Origin of the sequence: Brevibacillus borstelensis, assembly GCF_036700025.1 — a bacterium.
Taxonomy (GTDB): Bacteria; Bacillota; Bacilli; order Brevibacillales; family Brevibacillaceae; genus Brevibacillus; species Brevibacillus borstelensis.
The window spans coordinates 4686045-4702207 of sequence record NZ_CP144922.1 but is presented as its reverse complement, the minus strand read 5'-3'; the positions used below and the strand labels follow the sequence as shown (position 1 = coordinate 4702207).

The window sequence follows — 16163 nt, the reverse complement described above, 5'->3', positions numbered from 1 at the left end:
GCATAATTTGTTTGGAAGACCGACAGGAGGTTTATTTGTCATGTTCACAAAACGGTATTGGCTGCTGTTTTCCGGGCAGTCTTTGGCCAATCTTGGCGATGTATTTTACGTGGTGGCAGTCGTATCAGCCGTGTACGTCTCGACCCAATCGGCTCTTTACACGGGGGCTGTCCCGATTCTCTTTGTCGCGGCACAAACGCTCAGCGGATTGCTCGCGCCGCTGTTCTTCAGGCGGGTCACGCTGGCTGGGGCCTTGCTTGCTTCGCAAGGGTTGAAAACGATACTGCTCGGCCTGCTCGCGTTGTTTCTCAGTTATGCAAGTGCGGCGGACCAGCAGCTCGGTACGGGAAAATTGCTCCTTGTTTTTGGCTTTGTCTTTGCCAACGCCTTTTTGGACGGCTGGGCTTCCCCTGCGCGAAATGCCATGGTTCCGTCATTGGTGCCGCGCGACGGCCTGGTAAGGGCGAATGGACTGATGGCGACCTCTGACCAGACGCTGCAGTTTGCCGGTTGGGCGGCTGGCGGATTGCTGGTGGCTATGCTCGGATATGCGCATGTGCTGTGGGGAACGTTTTTTGCCTATGTGGCAGCTACGCTTGCGGTTTGGCCGCTTGGAAAAAGCGTCGACAAATCCACCGCCACCACACCCGACAACCCCGACAAAGCGTTGAAAGGCGCTGTGCAAGAGCATGATAACGCAGCCCAGTCCTGGACGACTGGCTGGCGTCTGATCACAAATCAGCGGCCGCTGCGGCTGCTCGTGCAGATGGAAGTGCTGGAAGGCTTGGCAGGAGCCGTCTGGATGGCCGCCATCCTGCTTCCTTACGTTCATACGGTACTTGAGAGAGGCGAAGAGTGGTGGGGATACATCAATGCTGCCTACATGCTGGGCTCGGTCGCTGGCGGAGCTGTAGTGCTGGCTTGCGCTGATCGCATGCGCACGCGGCTCCTGGCTGCTGTTCTGACAGGCACGCTGTTCTCCGGGCTGATCACGCTTTTGTTCGGTCTTGGCACATGGGCGTGGAGTGCGCTTCTTTTGTCCTTTGCCCTCGGCCCTTTTTACCAGCTCCAGCAGGTAGCCAAGCAAACGATGCTGCAGGAAGCGTCTCCGCCTGCTTCCCTGCCGCTCGTACTGTCAGCCAAGGGAACATTGGACTCGGTTACGTTTGGTTTATCCGTACTGATCATGGGGGGACTTGCCGATTTGGCCGGTGTCCGCTCCGTATATATACTCGCCTTTGTCCTGCTCGGCACATCGGCTGTTGTCGGAATAAAGCTGCGAAGAAATGGAGCATTTTCCGCTCAAGCCGAATGGAGTGAAAAATAGAAAAAGCTGAGGTGTTTGCCCCAGCTTTTTTTTAAGGGAGTGAGTCTGGATGACGGGAAAGACCAAAATACATGAGAGTCAGCCTGCAGGCAATCCCCCGATAGCTGATCAGCCTGTCAATCCGCTGCTGGAACAGGCCCAGGCAGCAGAAGGAGGGGGACCGCCAAAGCCAGTGGATATGCGCTCCATGCCGAAATGGCTGAGAGTCTTTGGCTATTCCTTTCTCGCTGCATTCTTTCTCCTTGTTCTCCTGCTACTTGTCTCCAGCGTGTTGACTTGATTGAACAATTGCTAATTGGCCCTTGTTGTAAAGGGCCTTTTCTTATTTCTCCGGATCGAGAAAACGGAGGATAGCCATCAGATCGAGATCCCCCATGCCTTCCTCCAGTGCGGTCCGGTAGCTGGCTGCTACAGACTCTGCCAGAGGGGAAGAGACTCCCGCTTCGCGTGCCAGGCGCAAATCTTTGGCCATGTGCTTCAAAGCGAAAGCAGCCGGATAGTCATCGGCCAAAATGGAAGCGGCCTTCCCGCGTATGAGCGGCGTTCCGACAGCGCTCTCGGAGATGATCGTCAGCATCTGTTCGGTAGTGATGCCCATTCCACGTGCGAACAGCAGCGTTTCCGCCACGCCCTGCACAGTAATGCCAAGCAGCAGATTGATCGCCAGCTTGGCCGAGGTTCCGGCTCCGTTCGGTCCGAGGTGAAGAGCCGTTTTTCCCAGCTTGTCCAGCATAGGCTTCGCTTGCTCAAAATCCTGCTGCTCTCCTCCTGCCATGATGACGAGCTTTCCTTCCTTTGCTGGCCCCACACTGCCGGAAACGGGTGCATCGAGAAAACGCAGACCGGCTCCCCGGCATTTCTGTGCGAGAAAACGGGAGGTCTCCGGCGAAACGGTGCTCATGTCCACAGCCAGCTTGCCCCGGACAGCGGCAGACAGCAATCCGCCAGCTCCTGTATAAATGGATCGAACGGCATCGTCGTCACTTACCATCGTAAAAATGATGTCGCAATTCTCTACTAATTTCTCCATCGACTCGGCGATGACAGCCCCAAGGCTCACAAGCGGCTTTGCCTTTGCGGGAGTCCGGTTCCATACACAAACGTCATACCCGGCCGCCAGCAGATTGCTCGCCATCGGAATGCCCATGTTGCCAAGTCCAATCCATCCGACTTTCATCACTGTTCTCCTTTGCGATCGATAATTTGTGCCTGTACTTTCTGTTTTAACAAGGCGTGCTTCTCGCTTGTCATTGCAAAAAGGTCGTCAAAAGCTTGCGGCAGCGTCCGCCCCAAAACAGCGAGACCTTCCTCGGTAATGCCGCCTTTTGTAGCGACTCTCTCAATGAGCTGGTCAAATCCAAGCTCCTGGCCTTTCAGCAACAGAGAGGTGCCGGCCAGTGTTTCTGTCAGCATCCGCCGTGCGGTATCAATCCCAAGCTCGGGGGATGTCCTCACCGCGGCTTGTGCGAAGGCTTCCAGTATGCCCGCGATCAGCCCGGGAGCGCTGCTTGTCAGGATTGTCGCGGTCTCGATGCTTTCCTCGGAAACCTCTTTAGCCGTGCCGAGTGCGTCGAGCAGGAGCCGCAGGCTATCTCGCTGCGTATCGTTCACCAGGCGGTTGCTTGCAAACAGGGACACCCCGCGGAGCTCTTCCGAGGTGACAGTCGGGATTACCTTGCTGACAGGGCCGCTATGTACCGTCTCCAGGTCTTGCAGGCTGACGCCGGCAGCTACGGAGACGAGATGCAGCCTTGCAGGGAGAGTCAGCTCCCGCAGGACGGGCAGCACATCGAGAGGCTTGGTACAAATGAACAGCATGTCTGCCTTGTCTGCTGTCTCCTGGGCGGTAGCGGCGAGCTCAAACGGATAAAGCCGCTGCAATTCCGCGGCCTTATCCCGGCTGCGGTTAAAGACGATCATATCGCTGGGGGAGACAACCCGGCTCCTGGACAGACCTTTGACGAGCATTTGCCCAATGTTTCCTAATCCGATAATTCCGATGACCATTTTGCTTCCCTTCCTTCCAATCCTATCCTAACAAATCGGGAATGAAAAAGGTACAGTCCCGAAAAAGGGAGCTGTACCTTGAGTGAATGATCGCAACGGTCAAAGCCTAACGCGTCATAGGCGTCAAGTCAAAGCAGTGGTTATTCCTCTCTCGTGTTGGTAAAGATCATGACGTACTTGACCAGTTCCAGAACAGAGATCAGAGCTGCCGCCACATAAGTGAGGGCTGCGGCACCGAGGACCTTGTTTACGCCGCTTTCTTCGTTGTTGCGGATGAAGCCCATTTTCACCATCATCGTTTTCGCGCGGCTGCTGGCGTTGAATTCCACCGGCAGTGTGATCAGCTGGAAGGCTACTGCTGCGGAGAAGAACAAAATCCCCAGAAGCAGCAGATTGGCAGCCTTGAAAAAGAAGCCGGCCAACAGCAGCAGAGGCGCAACGCCGGATACCAGGTTGACGACAGGGAAAATGCGATGGCGGGCAACCAGCATCGGATAGGACACCTTATGTTGGACCGCATGGCCTACCTCGTGGCAGGCGACCGAGATAGCGGATATCGAATTGCCCATATATACCGGATCGGACAGACGAACGACACGGGAAATCGGGTCGTAATGGTCGGTAAGCGTACCGGGAATGTGTTCGACAGGGACATTGGTCAAGCCGTTTTCGTCCAGCATTCGGCGGGCAGCCTCGGCCCCAGTCAGACCAGAGGATGCGGGCACATCCGCAAAGCGGTTGAAGGTCCCCTTCACGCGGAACTGGGCCCACAGCGAAAGACCAAAGGCAATGAAAATCAGGAAATCCATGGGGTGAAACAACAGCATGAAGTGATCACTCCTCATTTTCTCATAATGAATTTTTCCATGAATAAAAGCATCCATCTATTGTGCCCATTACCTACATCTACGATTATGGCGGGCGCTAGTTTCATTTTTCTGTGCAAAACATCCCTGCTTCTCCCGGGAGCGTGTTTCCCTGGCCGAGGCGAATGCCATTAGCTGCCTGACTGTCGGAAAATTGCTGTTGACCCTTGAAACATGCAAGACATGATCAGTTCATGATCGCATCTTTCCTTCTATTGTACAATCTCTGACTATCTTTGACAATATAAATGGACGTTTATATGTGCAAAAAAGAAAAACTCCTCCCTGGCAGGGGAAGAGTTGGGAATAAAGGGTTTGGCGGAGCGTCACTCGGTCGAGACAGACGGATCGGCCTGCTCTTTCTTTGGCGAAATCATCAGGAAGTTGTCCGCCGGATTCTCGATCAGCTTTTGGATGCGGCTGGCTGTTTCATATTGCTCGGTAGCGAGCAGCTCTTCCTTGTAAGCGGAAAGCAGCTCTTGAACATCGCTCGTCCCTTTGTCGTCGAGCTGATACAAAAACACTTTGGCTCCTTTGGCGATTCGGCGCTCCAATGCGTCGCGGCCAAAGCCGAGCTCCGGCTGAAGCCGCACGTAGACGACGCCTCCGGTCATCCCGGCGCAGATCCACGGCCCTGGATCACCGAGCACCACAGCTCGGCCGTTTGTCATGTATTCAAAGGCAAAGCCTTTCAGGTTGGCGCGAGCCCCGATGCCTCCAAGCTGGTCGCTGATCGGCTGGGTGATTTCGCCGCCAAAGACCACGTCGGCGCCAGAAAGGCGGATGCAGGCGCGGGAGTCGGCGTTGCCCTGGACGATAAAGAGCCCTTTTTGTGCCCCGTAGCAAAAGCTTTTGCCCACTGAGCCGTTGATGTAAGCGCCGTTCAATCCCTTTGCCTTAAGGATCGAGACGCGGCCGCCAAAGCTGGTTTTGCCTACCCCGTCCTGTGCGCCGCCCTGGACGCGGATGTTGACGCCCTGCGCATTGTAGGCAGCCAGACCGTTGCCCGGAACGCTGCCGTGGGTGAAGTGAAGCGACACCTCCGGCAGGGAGGCATAGCTTCCGTCCAGATGGTCTTTCACCCGTGCCCCCGACCAGCGGCTGCCGAGGACCCGCTGCCCGGAGAGAACGCTGCTGAAGGTTTCCTGGATGGGCCTATCCGCCTGATAATAGCGCCCCTGCGCCTCTCCTGCGTGGGCACCGGCAGCTACGAGCACACGGCTTTCCTCTTGTTCCGCGTCAACGCTTTCGGCAGTGCCAAACTGCGGGTGGAGCGCAAGCAAAGACGAAAGGTCGATCTTCTCCAGCAGACGGCTTTGCACCAATAGATCGGAGCGTCCGACCAGATCCTGTGTACGGCTAAAGCCGAGTGCGGCTGTAATCCGCCGGACCTCTTCGCCGAACAGGGTAAAGAAGTTTTTCAGGCCCTCCACCGCCATATCAAACTGGCGGGGAACAAAGCGGCGCAGACCTTTTTCATGCGCTTCTTCGAGCGAGTCAATCTGCGTGGCGATCCCGACATGGCATGTATCGAGGTGGCAGCCGCGGCAGGTTGTGCAGCCGACTGCGATCATAGCCAGTGTGCCGAATCCGATGCGGTTTGCCCCCAGCAGCATCAGCTTGACGACGTCAGCGGCGCTTTTCACGCCGCCGTCCGCCCACAGCTCCACCTTGTGGCGCAATCCCGCCTCCAGCAGTGCGTTGTGAGCGGCTTTGACGCCGATTTCCGCAGGGAGTCCCACGTGCTGCAAGGCGTGGACGCGGGCCGCTCCCGTACCACCGTCAAAACCGGAAAGCGTGATGAAATCTGCACCTGCTTTGGCGATCCCGACGGCAATCGTGCCGATATTGGGGACGATTGGCACTTTCACGCATACTTTTGCTTCGTGATTGGCTGTTTTCAGCTCGGTGATCATCTGCGCCAAATCTTCGATGGAGTAAATGTCATGGTTGTTGGACGGAGAGATCAAGTCAGAGCCGATCGTCGCATTGCGGGCAGCGGCGATTTTGGCTGTTACCTTGGAGCCGGGAAGGTGTCCCCCTTCGCCTGGCTTGGCGCCTTGGCCGATCTTGATCTCCAGGATGTCTGCCGCATTTGCCAGCTCGATATTGATGCCGAAACGGCCCGAAGCAACCTGGATTCCGCGTGTTTTCCGGTAGCGGCCGAGCATGTCTTTGATCTCGCCGCCTTCCCCGTTCATGCTGATCATATTCAGTTGTTCCGCTGCCTCGGCATAGGCGCGGAATGCCGTCTCGTTCTGTGAACCAAAGGACATGGAGGAGATCAGGAACGGCAGGGAATGGCTGCCTACGCTGAGATCCACCTGTTCCGCTTCGACCCTGCCCTGCTCCTGTCGAGCGTTCTTGTCAAAGGCGAAGTCGGTTGTATGGCGAATAGCGATCGGATTCTCCCGCTCGTTTTCCTCCAGCTTTTGCGCGTAGTCGGCGTAGGGAATGTCTCCCGCCGCGACCTGTCCGATCAGCTTCCACAGGCGCGGGAAGATGTGGAAGGTCTTGGCTTCACGGGCCGTCTCGCTTGCGTAATCGCGCGAGCGCTGGATACTGTCCGCTTCCAGGTCGGCAAAGGAAAGCCCCGACTCGGCCGATCCGCAGAAATTGATGATGGACAGGGCGGAAGCAAGCTCCTGGCGCAGACCGATAGAAGAAAACAATCGTCCGTATCCGCGCAGCTCGTGAATGCCGATGGTGGAAATTACTTTTTCCAGCCCTTTGTTCAACGCGCTGTACAAGTTTGTTGCCGATGTCACCCCATCCTTGGCAAAGGCTGTGGCGAACATCAAATACGGCGACACCGCGTCCGCACCGAAGCCGACTGCCAGAGCGAGATCGTGCAGCGAGCGGATCGAGCCGGAGCGCAGCACGAGAGAGGCGCGGCGGCGCAAATTGTCTCCGTCTTCGAGAAAAACGGCTTTCAGCGCCTGGTCAGAGGCTGCCACCGCCAGCAGCGGATCGATCCAGAACTTGTCGCTGCGATGCGTTTCCGTATCGTCCAGAACGACCAGCACTGCACCGTCCTGCACAGCTTGCACAACCGTCTGCTTTATTCTCTTCAGACCGCCTTCCAGCCCTTCCTCTTTGGAAAAAGAAGTGGACACCAGCGAAATGCTGGACGGGTGGTTATTCAAATAGTGGAGGACCTGCTCCAAGGAGAAGGTGCCCTGCTGCGCAGCGGCGGCCTGCAGCGACTGGCCTTCAAACAGTACGGGAGAAGGCAGCTCCAGGCGCAATCCGGGAACCGGCTTTGCCGAGAGCGGGACGCGCGAGCCGACGACGACGCGGGTAGAGAAGTGCTCCATTTCCCGGTCGCGGTCTATCGCCGGATTGGTGACGACTGCAACGCTCTCCTTGAGGTAATCGGCCAGGTTTTGCCGCTCCTTGGACAGAGCTCCGAGGGGGCCGTCATGTCCGAGGGAACGGATCGGCTCGACGCCGTTGGCAGACATCTGCTCGACCAACTGGATTTGCTCCCGGTCCCAGCCGAATGCGCTGTACACCGACGAGGCAGGGGGTTCTGCATCCGGCTCGGAGACGAGCGCATTTGCCTCATATGCGAAATAGAGATGCTGCCGCCAGCCATCCTTCTTGACCTTGCTCGTGAAACGGTCATGGACCAGTTGCTGCAGGCTGTGGTGAGGCACGACTTCCGCTTCCCGATCCGGGTGCAGAAGGACGCCCACCTTTTCGCCAGGGGCCAGGGACTTCGGCTCGGCCGTCATCTGGTGGACAGGGATGACTCCCTGCTCCGAGGAGAAGTAGTAGGAGGTTGCGCTTTCCACCATCCACAGCGGCCGCAGGCCAAGCGCGTCGACGCTGAACAGGCACTCATTTCCGTAGCGCGACACGATGCCGGCCGGACCTTGGGCAAAATGTCCCCAGGCCTGGCGCAGATAGGCATACAGGTCCTGCAGATGGACAGGCAGGTTTTTCATTTCGTGATGGATCGGAGGGAAGACAATTTCCATCGCTTCAAACAGGCTGAGTTCATAACGGTGGATGAAGGTTTCGACTGTCCGGTTGACATTTTGCGAATCGCTTCCACCGTCTACGAGCGGAACGCCGAGCAGGAGCGCCTCCTCCTCCAGCTTGCTGATGGTGTTGATCTCTCCGTTGTGGCCAAGCAGCGAAAACGGCTGGACACGGAAGAAGTTGGACAGGGTGTTGGTCGAGTAGCGATTGTGTCCGATCGTCACGGACGACGCGAAGCGATCATCAGCCAGATCGCGGAAATAGCGGGGCAGGATGGAGGCGGCGCCCATTACCTTGTACGCGGCAGTGTACGGACTGAGCGAAGCGACATGAACATGGTGAGCCGTCTCGATGGCGATCTGCAATTCAAACAGCCGCTGGGCATACGGGTAGCCAGTCAATTCCTCTTGGGAGGACAAGGCCAATTGCCAGAAAAGCGGTTCGTCGCGTTTGCCGTTTTTCCCGAGAGCGGCAGAGTCCACCTCTTGTACCCGCTCAAGCATAATGTCGATGGAATACTCGGCGAAAAGCTGCCGTACCTGCCTTTGAACCTCCTCAGGGTCATGACTGGCTTGAGGCACGAAGAGATGGGCCACTGCGAATCGTTTGTCGTAGGCAAAACCGCCGTCCAGCCCTGCCTGATGGAGGTATGTGGACCAGAGGGCACGAGGGATGTCCGTCAGGATGCCGCAGCCGTCTCCTTCCCCGTCGATAAATCCGGAACGATGCTCCATTTGAATCAGCGACCGGATGGTTTCATCCACGTTAGCTCGCGTAGGGGCTCCCGCTTTTTCGATGACACAGATGATTCCGCAGCTATCGTGCTCAATCCTGTGATAGTTTTGAAACGTTTCGATTGCTTCTCTTTGCAGGTAGTTTCTCATGGTTGCGGTCAGACGAACTGACCCTCCACCTCCTTTACCAATAGTCGGAAACTTCAAAATAGTAGTGCTAAGAATAACATGAATGAATGGAGTACACAATCGGGGTTTGGATAATCATGTAAATGTAAGCGTTTTAATTAGAATAAAATGTTTTTTCTCGATAAAAAATGTATTTTTATTCATGGAATATAGCGTTTTCAAAAGGAAAAAAGCATGCTCCGCGGCAGAGCATGCTTTTTGCGTTGCGGTATGAAATGCTAGCGGTCGTGGTCTTGCGTTTTGTGGTGCTCCGTCTTTCGCGGATTTTGAAAGCCGACGACTTCCATCATCTTGGAGCTCATTTTGGGGTCCAACGTTTTTTCCGGCGCTTGCGGGTAGGTTTTTTCCCCTTTGGACACGTAAAATCCCTCCTGCGGTGGTATGCTGTCCCGCTTAGTATGTGGAGGAAGCTGCGGTTTTCGTTCAGGAAAATCTTCCCCGGCAGGAGACCTATACAACCAAGATCGGGCTATTTCGCAAGTACCGGGCTATTCCCGCAAGCATCGGGCTATTCTCTCCGGCACCTGCCTATTCCCGCTGGCACCGCTGCGTTGTATGATACGGGGTTGAACCGCATGCTGCGACAGCAACATCTACGATCTTAGAGCTTGGCAAACGAGCGATCCACAGCCGCGATCGTGTCCCGAATATCCGCTTCTGTATGGGCGGTCGTGACAAACCACGCTTCGTACTTGGATGGTGCCAGGCAGATGCCTTCATCCAGCATGAGCCGGAAGAATCGGGCAAACAGTTCGCCATCTGCCGCCTGGGCCGTATCGTAGTCATATACCGGATGGTCCGTAAAGTATACGGCGAGCGCTCCTTTTACGCGGTTGACCTGCACCTTGATGCCGTGGGCGTCTGCCGATTTCCGAATTCCTGCCTCAAGCAAGGCTCCGAGGCGTTCGAATTCCTCGTATACGCCTGGCTGCTTAAGTACCTCCAGGCAGGCGATACCGGCGCGTATCGAGGCAGGATTACCGGCCATCGTCCCGGCCTGGTAAGCAGGGCCGAGCGGTGCCACCTGCTCCATGATCTCGCGTCGCCCGCCGTAAGCGCCGATAGGCAGTCCGCCGCCGATGATTTTTCCCAGAGCCGTCAAGTCCGGCTCAACGCCGAGCAGGTTTTGCGCGCCGCCGTAGCAGAAGCGGAAGGCCGTGATCACTTCATCGTAAACCACGAGCGCACCTGCCTCGTGGGCGATCTCGTTTACGCTTTCCAAAAAGCCCGGTTTCGGCGGGACGATCCCGAAATTGCCGACGATCGGTTCGACGAGCACGCACGCCGTCTCCGCTCCCCAGACGCGGATCGCCTCTCTGAACGCCTCCGTGTCGTTGAACGGTACGGTAATCACTTCGCTCGCGATGCTTTGCGGGATGCCCGCACTGTCGGGAATGCCCAGTGTGGATGGACCGGAACCCGCAGCGACCAGCACGAGATCGGAGTGGCCGTGATAGCAGCCGGCAAACTTGATTACCTTGACTCTGCCTGTATAGGCACGAGCCACGCGGATGCAGGTCATCACCGCTTCCGTCCCGGAGTTGTTGAAGCGAATCCGTTCCATCGACGGGATGGCTTCGCGAATCATCGTCGCAAATTTGATTTCCCAAGGAGTAGGGGTCCCGTACAGCGTCCCGTTTGCAGCCGCTTCCGAGATAGCTTTTGTGATATGCGGGTGGGCGTGGCCCGTGATGATCGGACCGTATGCAGCCAGGTAATCTATGTAGCGGTTTCCGTCGACATCCCAAAAATAGGCTCCCTGCGCGCGTTCCATCGTGACAGGAGCGCCGCCGCCGACAGCTTTGAAAGAGCGGGAGGGGCTGTTTACCCCGCCGAGGATGACGTCCATCGCCTGTTCATGCAGGCGGGCAGATTTTTCGCGGTTCATGTTCATTCCCTCTTTTCGTCCATAAGTCCATCCTCATCTTATCACACTTGAAGGTTGGCGTAATCGGCAGAGCTGCAGCTGGAACCGTATTTGGAAAAGTGATACAATTCAGCCTGTCAGCTTCCAAGCCAGCCTTTGATAACGACTTGTTCCGGCTTGGACGGATTGTAAAAACAAGAGCGGAAGGGAAGAGGGCGAATGAACGTCGAAGCGTTGTCCATACCCGGTTACAGCGGCAATAATGAGGATCGTTTTTTGATAAACACGGCTCAGCAGATATTTGCCGTGATTGACGGTGTTTCGTCTTTGGTGCCGTTTGTCACCAGGACCGGGCAGAGTGGAGGGGCAATGGCGGCCCGGATCGTTCACGATCATCTGGCGGCTGTCGGAAAAGACGCCGATTTGCCGTCTGTACTGCTCGCAGCCAACGAGCGCCTTCGGGATTATATGATCTCCGAAGAAATCGATTTGAGCCAAAAGGAAGCTTTGTGGGGTGCAGCCGCCGCCGTAGTGAAGCTCGATGGGACACACCTTCACTATGCCCAGACGGGAGACTGCATGATCTTTGCCGTGTATGCCGACGATTCGATCCGCGTCCTGACTCATCTGCAGGTAAATCACCTGGAAGCAGCCGCGATGGAAAAGTGGGAAGAAGGCATTCGCCAAGGCTTAAGCACAAGGGCTGAACTGATTGAAAGCGTTCGCGACATCCTCGTTCACAACCGCTATCAGGCAAATACGCCGGGAGGATACGGCGTGCTGAACGGCGAGCCGCTCAGCGGAGACTTTCTGGAGTACGGGAGGATCAACCGGATCGGCCTGAAGGCAGTGCTCCTGCTGACAGATGGACTGTTCTGGCCGGCCGCGCGCGGAGAAGGGAGCATCGGTTGGGAGAAAACGGTCTGTCCCATCCTGGAAAAAGGGCTGCAGGCGTATACAGATGAACTGGTCCAGTTGGAGAAAAGCGATCCGGAGTGCATCGCCTACCCGCGGTTCAAGCCTGCCGATGACAAAACCGGTGTCGTCATTTGCCTTCCCGAGAACGAGCCTGCGACTGAGCCGTATGGTCTTCCAAGGCTTTAGATTGAAGGTTGCAGTTGGCAGCACATTGATTTTTGCAGAAATCAGCCTGCTCATATACACTAAGCAGTGGAATCCTACTCAAAAGCGACAAAAGGGCGGTTAATCATGATTCAAGTCAACCATTTGCAAAAGGAGTTTCGCATTCATCAAGCCCGCGCCGGTCTGGGAGGCGCGTTTCGCGACCTGTTCAGCAGGGAATACAAGACGGTCAAAGCGGTCGACGACCTGTCCTTTTCCGTAGAAGAAGGGGAAATGTTCGCCCTGATCGGAGAAAATGGGGCAGGGAAGTCGACCACGATCAAAATGCTGACGGGCATCCTGAACCCGAGCGGCGGGGAGATCGTCATCAACGGCTTTGTCCCGCAAAAACAGCGGGAGGACTACGTGCGCTCCATCGGCGTCGTGTTTGGCCAGCGCTCGCAGCTTTGGTGGGACCTGTCCCCGCTGGAGTCCTTCCGTCTGCTGAAAAGCGTCTACAAGGTCGAAGAGCATGAAGGACAGCGCTGGCTCGACCGTTTGATCGAGGAGCTCGACATCGGTTCGTTCGTCAGCCAGCCTGTACGCAAGCTGAGCCTCGGCCAGCGGATGCGCTGTGAGGTGGCGGCGGCGCTGATCCACAAGCCTCGCCTGCTGTTTCTGGATGAACCTACGGTCGGTCTGGACGTACTCGTAAAGCAAAAGATTCGCGAGTTTTTGCGAAATTTAAACGATACCGAGCATATGACGATTCTGTTGACCACACATGATGTGACCGACATCGAAGCGCTGTGCAAAAGAGTGCTGGTCATGGACAAAGGCAAGCTTATTTTTGACGGGCTGCTCGAAAACCTGAAGGAAAAATGGGGAAATGGGACGGAAGTGGCCTTTCAGTTCAAAAAGCGGACGTCAGCCGAAGAGCTGCGGACGGTCCTCGGCGAGCTGCCCTGTGAGATCATTCGGGAAAACGACTTTGCTTTGCGCGTAAAAGTGTCGCGCAGCCAGGAAATGCTGCCGTTCGTCCTGTCCACCGTGATGGCCTCGTTTGACATCAGCGACGTCAAAATTATGGAAGCGAGCACGGAGGACATCGTCCGCAATATCTACTCTACAGACATCGAGGTAGTCAGCCATGGGTAAGCTTTACCTGGAACTGATCCGCATCCGCTTTCTGACCTTGCTGGCGTATCGCGTCAACTACTACAGCGGCATCATCATCTACGCGATCAACATCGGGGCGTACTACTTCCTCTGGGGGGCGATTTACGGCGGACAGCAGCAGCTCGGCGGTCTTTCGGTAGAGCAGATGACGGCGTATGTCGCCATCGCCTGGATGTCGCGGGCGTTTTATTTCAATAACATCGACATGGAGATGGCGCAGGAGGTCCGGGAGGGAAAAGTGGCGATCGAGATGATCCGCCCCTACAATTATCTCTCGGTCAAGACGGCGCAGGCATTCGGCGAAGGGATTTTCCGCATGCTGTTTTTCGCCGCGCCGGGCATTTTCCTGATCAGCCTGTTCATTCCGTTTCAATTCCCGAGCACGCCCGAAGCGTGGGGCATGTATCTGCTCAGCCTGATGTTCGCGTTTGTCATCAACACGCAGTTGAATCTGTTGACCGGTCTCGTTACCTTTTTCCTCTTCCGCAATGACGGGATGATGCGGGCCAAGCGGGTAGTCGTCGACCTTCTTTCCGGCCTGGTGCTGCCGATCAGCTTTTTCCCCGGCTGGGCCCAGACGCTGATGGGATATCTGCCGTTTCAGGCGATCAACTATTATCCCAGCGTCATCTTCACCGGGGCTATACCGGCGTCCCGCGCGTGGCAAATGATCGGATTCCAGGCGATTTGGGTCGCGGTCATTCTCATCCCGATCTTCGTCTTGTGGCGCAGAGCCCAGACCAAGCTGGTCGTGCAGGGAGGATAAGAAGCAATGGGTGAAATCAAGCATGTCTTGGGCATTTTTGCCACTTATTTGGGACAGTATTTCAAAACGCGTCTCGCGTACCGGACTGATTTTTTCGGGGAGCTCGTGTCCAATCTGATCAATGAGCTGATCAACCTCGTGTTTATCGTCGTCGTCTTTCAGCACGTGCCGCTGCTCAATGACTGGACGCGCGACGAGATTATTTTCATTTACGGCTTTTTCCTCATCCCGTACGCGCTGTTTTCGATGTTTTTCGGCTTCTGGGATTTCAACGAGCGGTACATTATTCGCGGAGAGATGGACCGCGTCCTGACCAGGCCGCTGCACAATCTCGCACAGGTCTGTCTTGAGTCGATCGCACCGGACCGGATTTTTGGCGTCATCACCGGTTTGATCATTATGGGCTATGCGGCTATTCAGCTGGATTTGTCCTTTACGTGGTACGACCCGTTCCTGTTTGTCGGTCTCGTCGTCAGCGGCATGCTGATCTATGGCGGGGTCTACACGGCCATTGCGGCCATCAGCTTTTTCTCCGATTCCCGGACAGGGATTTCGCCGATGATCTGGAATATTCAGCAGTATGGGCGTTACCCGGTCGACGTGTACAACAAGGTAATCCGGTTTGTGCTCACGTACGTGCTGCCCTTTGCCTTTGTCGGCGTGTATCCGGCGGCGTATTTTCTCCGCAAGGAAACGTGGTACGCGTATGCGGCGTTTACTCCCGTCGTGGGAATCGTCTTTTTCAGCATCGGACTGGTCGTCTGGAACTGGGGTGTGCGCAAATACAGCGGAGCAGGGTCGTAATCGGCTTGCTGCCTGACCCTCCTCCGTCTTGGGGGAGGGTTTTTGCATGCTTTTGTCGTATTGGGAAAAATTGCTTTCTTTCTACCTCGCTATGTTCCCCTGGCTGATCATGTTTGCTCCGCAAATGATAGCCGAAATTTGCGGCAGGTTTCCCAAAAGCGATGGGAGCTACGCAGGAGATTCGCAACGACCATAGCAGGGAACACTTCCAGCATTGTCAAATCCGAGTGCGGCACTGTATAATATCCATGTAAAATCACATACATTCCTTCGGGGCAGGGTGAAATTCCCGACCGGCGGTGATCGCGCCAAAAGCGCGTAAGCCCGCGAGCCTCCGCGATGCGAAAGCTTCCGGAGTGCAGGATCTGGTGCAAATCCAGAGCCGACAGTACAGTCTGGATGGGAGAAGGATGACGACAGTACGTACGCTGTGCGTGCTTGTTTGCTTGTGCATGGGTATTGCACGACGGGCTGGGTGCCGCTTTTCGGCCCTTCTGTTTACGTACCCTTTTTTAAGAGCACAGGTCTGTTTCGTTGTCTTTGCATGTGTGCCAAAGCCCTGAGGAGATGTTGTTTCTCAGGGCTTTTTGCTGTGCAAGGACCGAACGCGGGCACGTCCGGGTGTATGCTGTTGCCATTCCTCAAGAAGGAAGAAACCAATGAGGAGATGGTACAGATGAAAGGAACCGCGATTCCCACATCGCAAGCGACGCAGCGGCTGGTGACGATTCCCATGCTGGCGGCGGTCGCATTTGTCTTGCAGTACCTGGAATTTCAGGTGCCGCTCATGCCTACGTTTTTGAAGCTCGATTTCAGTACGCTGCCCGGATTGATCGGCGCCTTGCTCTACGGCCCAATGGCAGGCGTTATCGTCGAAGTGATGAAGAATGCGCTGCACATGCTGTTTAAAAATACGGACGGCCTTTTGATCGGCGAGCTGGCCAACGTAGTGGCGGGTGCGAGCTTCATCGTCGCAGCGGTTTGGCTGCAGCGGATGAAACAGGGGAAAATGAGCTTCATGGCCGGTCTTGCTATCGGTACTGTACTGATGACGGCTGTCATGGCGGTAGCCAACGCCTACTTCCTGCTGCCCGCCTATGCGGCTTTGTATCAGGTGTCGCTGGAGCAGCTGGTCGCGCAATTCCAGGCTGAGAGCGTATGGTCTTTGATCCTGTACGGCATCGTGCCGTTTAACCTGATAAAAGGAATCATGGTCTCCGTAGTCGCTTATCCGCTCTACGTGAAGCTGGCACCGAGACTCAGCCTTTATGCAAGAAATTGACATTGCCCGGCGGGTCTGCTACCATATTGCCCAAGAAACAGGCGAAAATGGCTGTGAAAGGACCCGCAGGTAGCGAATGTGGCGCAGAGAGTC

At 55.9% G+C, this 16163-nt stretch carries 13 protein-coding genes and 1 riboswitch; of the genes, 7 read left to right on the top strand and 6 right to left on the bottom strand.

What is annotated here, in order from left to right:
* Positions 1–40: 40 nt before the first annotated feature.
* Positions 41–1327, top strand: a complete 1287-nt coding sequence (locus tag V5G20_RS22525) for an MFS transporter (protein WP_122957787.1) — start codon at positions 41–43, stop codon at positions 1325–1327.
* Positions 1328–1376: 49 nt separating this feature from the next.
* Positions 1377–1607: a hypothetical protein gene (locus V5G20_RS22520; protein WP_003391591.1), complete on the top strand. Its 231-nt coding sequence runs from the start codon at positions 1377–1379 to the stop codon at positions 1605–1607.
* Positions 1608–1649: 42 nt separating this feature from the next.
* Here V5G20_RS22520 and V5G20_RS22515 read toward each other — a convergent pair whose 3' ends face one another.
* The 6 genes from V5G20_RS22515 to V5G20_RS22490 all read right to left on the bottom strand — a co-directional run bounded on the left by V5G20_RS22515 (position 1650) and on the right by V5G20_RS22490 (position 10998).
* Positions 1650–2504 (bottom strand): NAD(P)-dependent oxidoreductase, encoded by an 855-nt coding sequence (locus tag V5G20_RS22515; RefSeq protein WP_338462290.1) that lies wholly within the window; start codon positions 2502–2504, stop codon positions 1650–1652.
* Positions 2504–3334: a pyrroline-5-carboxylate reductase dimerization domain-containing protein gene (locus V5G20_RS22510; protein ID WP_227278020.1), complete on the bottom strand. Its 831-nt coding sequence runs from the start codon at positions 3332–3334 to the stop codon at positions 2504–2506. The genes V5G20_RS22515 and V5G20_RS22510 overlap by 1 nt, the downstream gene beginning before the upstream one ends.
* 140 nt (positions 3335–3474) lie before the next feature.
* Entirely contained in the window at positions 3475–4158 is a 684-nt protein-coding gene (locus V5G20_RS22505; protein ID WP_024984694.1) for a zinc metallopeptidase, read from the bottom strand.
* Positions 4159–4526: 368 nt separating this feature from the next.
* Entirely contained in the window at positions 4527–9071 is a 4545-nt protein-coding gene (locus V5G20_RS22500) for a glutamate synthase-related protein (protein ID WP_338462286.1), read from the bottom strand.
* 257 nt (positions 9072–9328) lie between these two features.
* Positions 9329–9469 carry a hypothetical protein gene (locus V5G20_RS22495; RefSeq protein WP_170208403.1) on the bottom strand — a complete coding sequence of 47 codons (141 nt, stop codon included), beginning with the start codon at positions 9467–9469 and terminating at the stop codon, positions 9329–9331.
* A 242-nt stretch (positions 9470–9711) separates the two neighbouring features.
* Entirely contained in the window at positions 9712–10998 is a 1287-nt protein-coding gene (locus V5G20_RS22490) for a glutamate-1-semialdehyde 2,1-aminomutase (RefSeq protein ID WP_003391602.1), read from the bottom strand.
* Between the two features lie 198 nt (positions 10999–11196).
* Here V5G20_RS22490 and V5G20_RS22485 point away from each other — a divergent pair, with 198 nt between their 5' ends.
* The 5 genes from V5G20_RS22485 to V5G20_RS22465 all read left to right on the top strand — a co-directional run bounded on the left by V5G20_RS22485 (position 11197) and on the right by V5G20_RS22465 (position 16070).
* A complete protein-coding gene (locus V5G20_RS22485; protein ID WP_024984692.1) occupies positions 11197–12081 on the top strand; it encodes a PP2C family serine/threonine-protein phosphatase in 885 nt (294 codons plus the stop codon).
* Between the two features lie 105 nt (positions 12082–12186).
* Positions 12187–13197, top strand: coding sequence for an ATP-binding cassette domain-containing protein (locus V5G20_RS22480; protein ID WP_338462283.1), 1011 nt, complete (start codon positions 12187–12189; stop codon positions 13195–13197).
* Entirely contained in the window at positions 13190–13984 is a 795-nt protein-coding gene (locus tag V5G20_RS22475; protein ID WP_024984691.1) for an ABC transporter permease, read from the top strand. The genes V5G20_RS22480 and V5G20_RS22475 overlap by 8 nt, the downstream gene beginning before the upstream one ends.
* A 6-nt stretch (positions 13985–13990) precedes the next feature.
* Positions 13991–14788, top strand: a complete 798-nt coding sequence (locus V5G20_RS22470) for an ABC transporter permease (RefSeq protein WP_003391613.1) — start codon at positions 13991–13993, stop codon at positions 14786–14788.
* Positions 14789–15050: 262 nt separating this feature from the next.
* A riboswitch (FMN riboswitch) is annotated at positions 15051–15203 on the top strand.
* A gap of 261 nt (positions 15204–15464) precedes the next feature.
* On the top strand, positions 15465–16070 hold the full coding sequence (locus tag V5G20_RS22465) for an ECF transporter S component (protein WP_024984690.1): 606 nt from the start codon (positions 15465–15467) through the stop codon (positions 16068–16070).
* Positions 16071–16163 lie beyond the last annotated feature (93 nt).

Excerpts from the sequence above, each read along its gene's own strand:
- V5G20_RS22485 (WP_024984692.1), top strand. The coding sequence starts at position 11,197 with ATGAACGTCGAAGCGTTGTCCATACCCGGTTACAGCGGCAATAATGAG.
- V5G20_RS22465 (WP_024984690.1), top strand. The coding sequence starts at position 15,465 with ATGAAAGGAACCGCGATTCCCACATCGCAAGCGACGCAGCGGCTGGTG.
- V5G20_RS22470 (WP_003391613.1), top strand. The coding sequence starts at position 13,991 with ATGGGTGAAATCAAGCATGTCTTGGGCATTTTTGCCACTTATTTGGGA.
- V5G20_RS22475 (WP_024984691.1), top strand. The coding sequence starts at position 13,190 with ATGGGTAAGCTTTACCTGGAACTGATCCGCATCCGCTTTCTGACCTTG.
- V5G20_RS22525 (WP_122957787.1), top strand. The coding sequence starts at position 41 with ATGTTCACAAAACGGTATTGGCTGCTGTTTTCCGGGCAGTCTTTGGCC.
- V5G20_RS22510 (WP_227278020.1), bottom strand. The coding sequence starts at position 3,334 with ATGGTCATCGGAATTATCGGATTAGGAAACATTGGGCAAATGCTCGTC.
- V5G20_RS22490 (WP_003391602.1), bottom strand. The coding sequence starts at position 10,998 with ATGAACCGCGAAAAATCTGCCCGCCTGCATGAACAGGCGATGGACGTC.
- V5G20_RS22520 (WP_003391591.1), top strand. The coding sequence starts at position 1,377 with ATGACGGGAAAGACCAAAATACATGAGAGTCAGCCTGCAGGCAATCCC.
- V5G20_RS22480 (WP_338462283.1), top strand. The coding sequence starts at position 12,187 with ATGATTCAAGTCAACCATTTGCAAAAGGAGTTTCGCATTCATCAAGCC.
- V5G20_RS22515 (WP_338462290.1), bottom strand. The coding sequence starts at position 2,504 with ATGAAAGTCGGATGGATTGGACTTGGCAACATGGGCATTCCGATGGCG.
- V5G20_RS22500 (WP_338462286.1), bottom strand. The coding sequence starts at position 9,071 with ATGAGAAACTACCTGCAAAGAGAAGCAATCGAAACGTTTCAAAACTAT.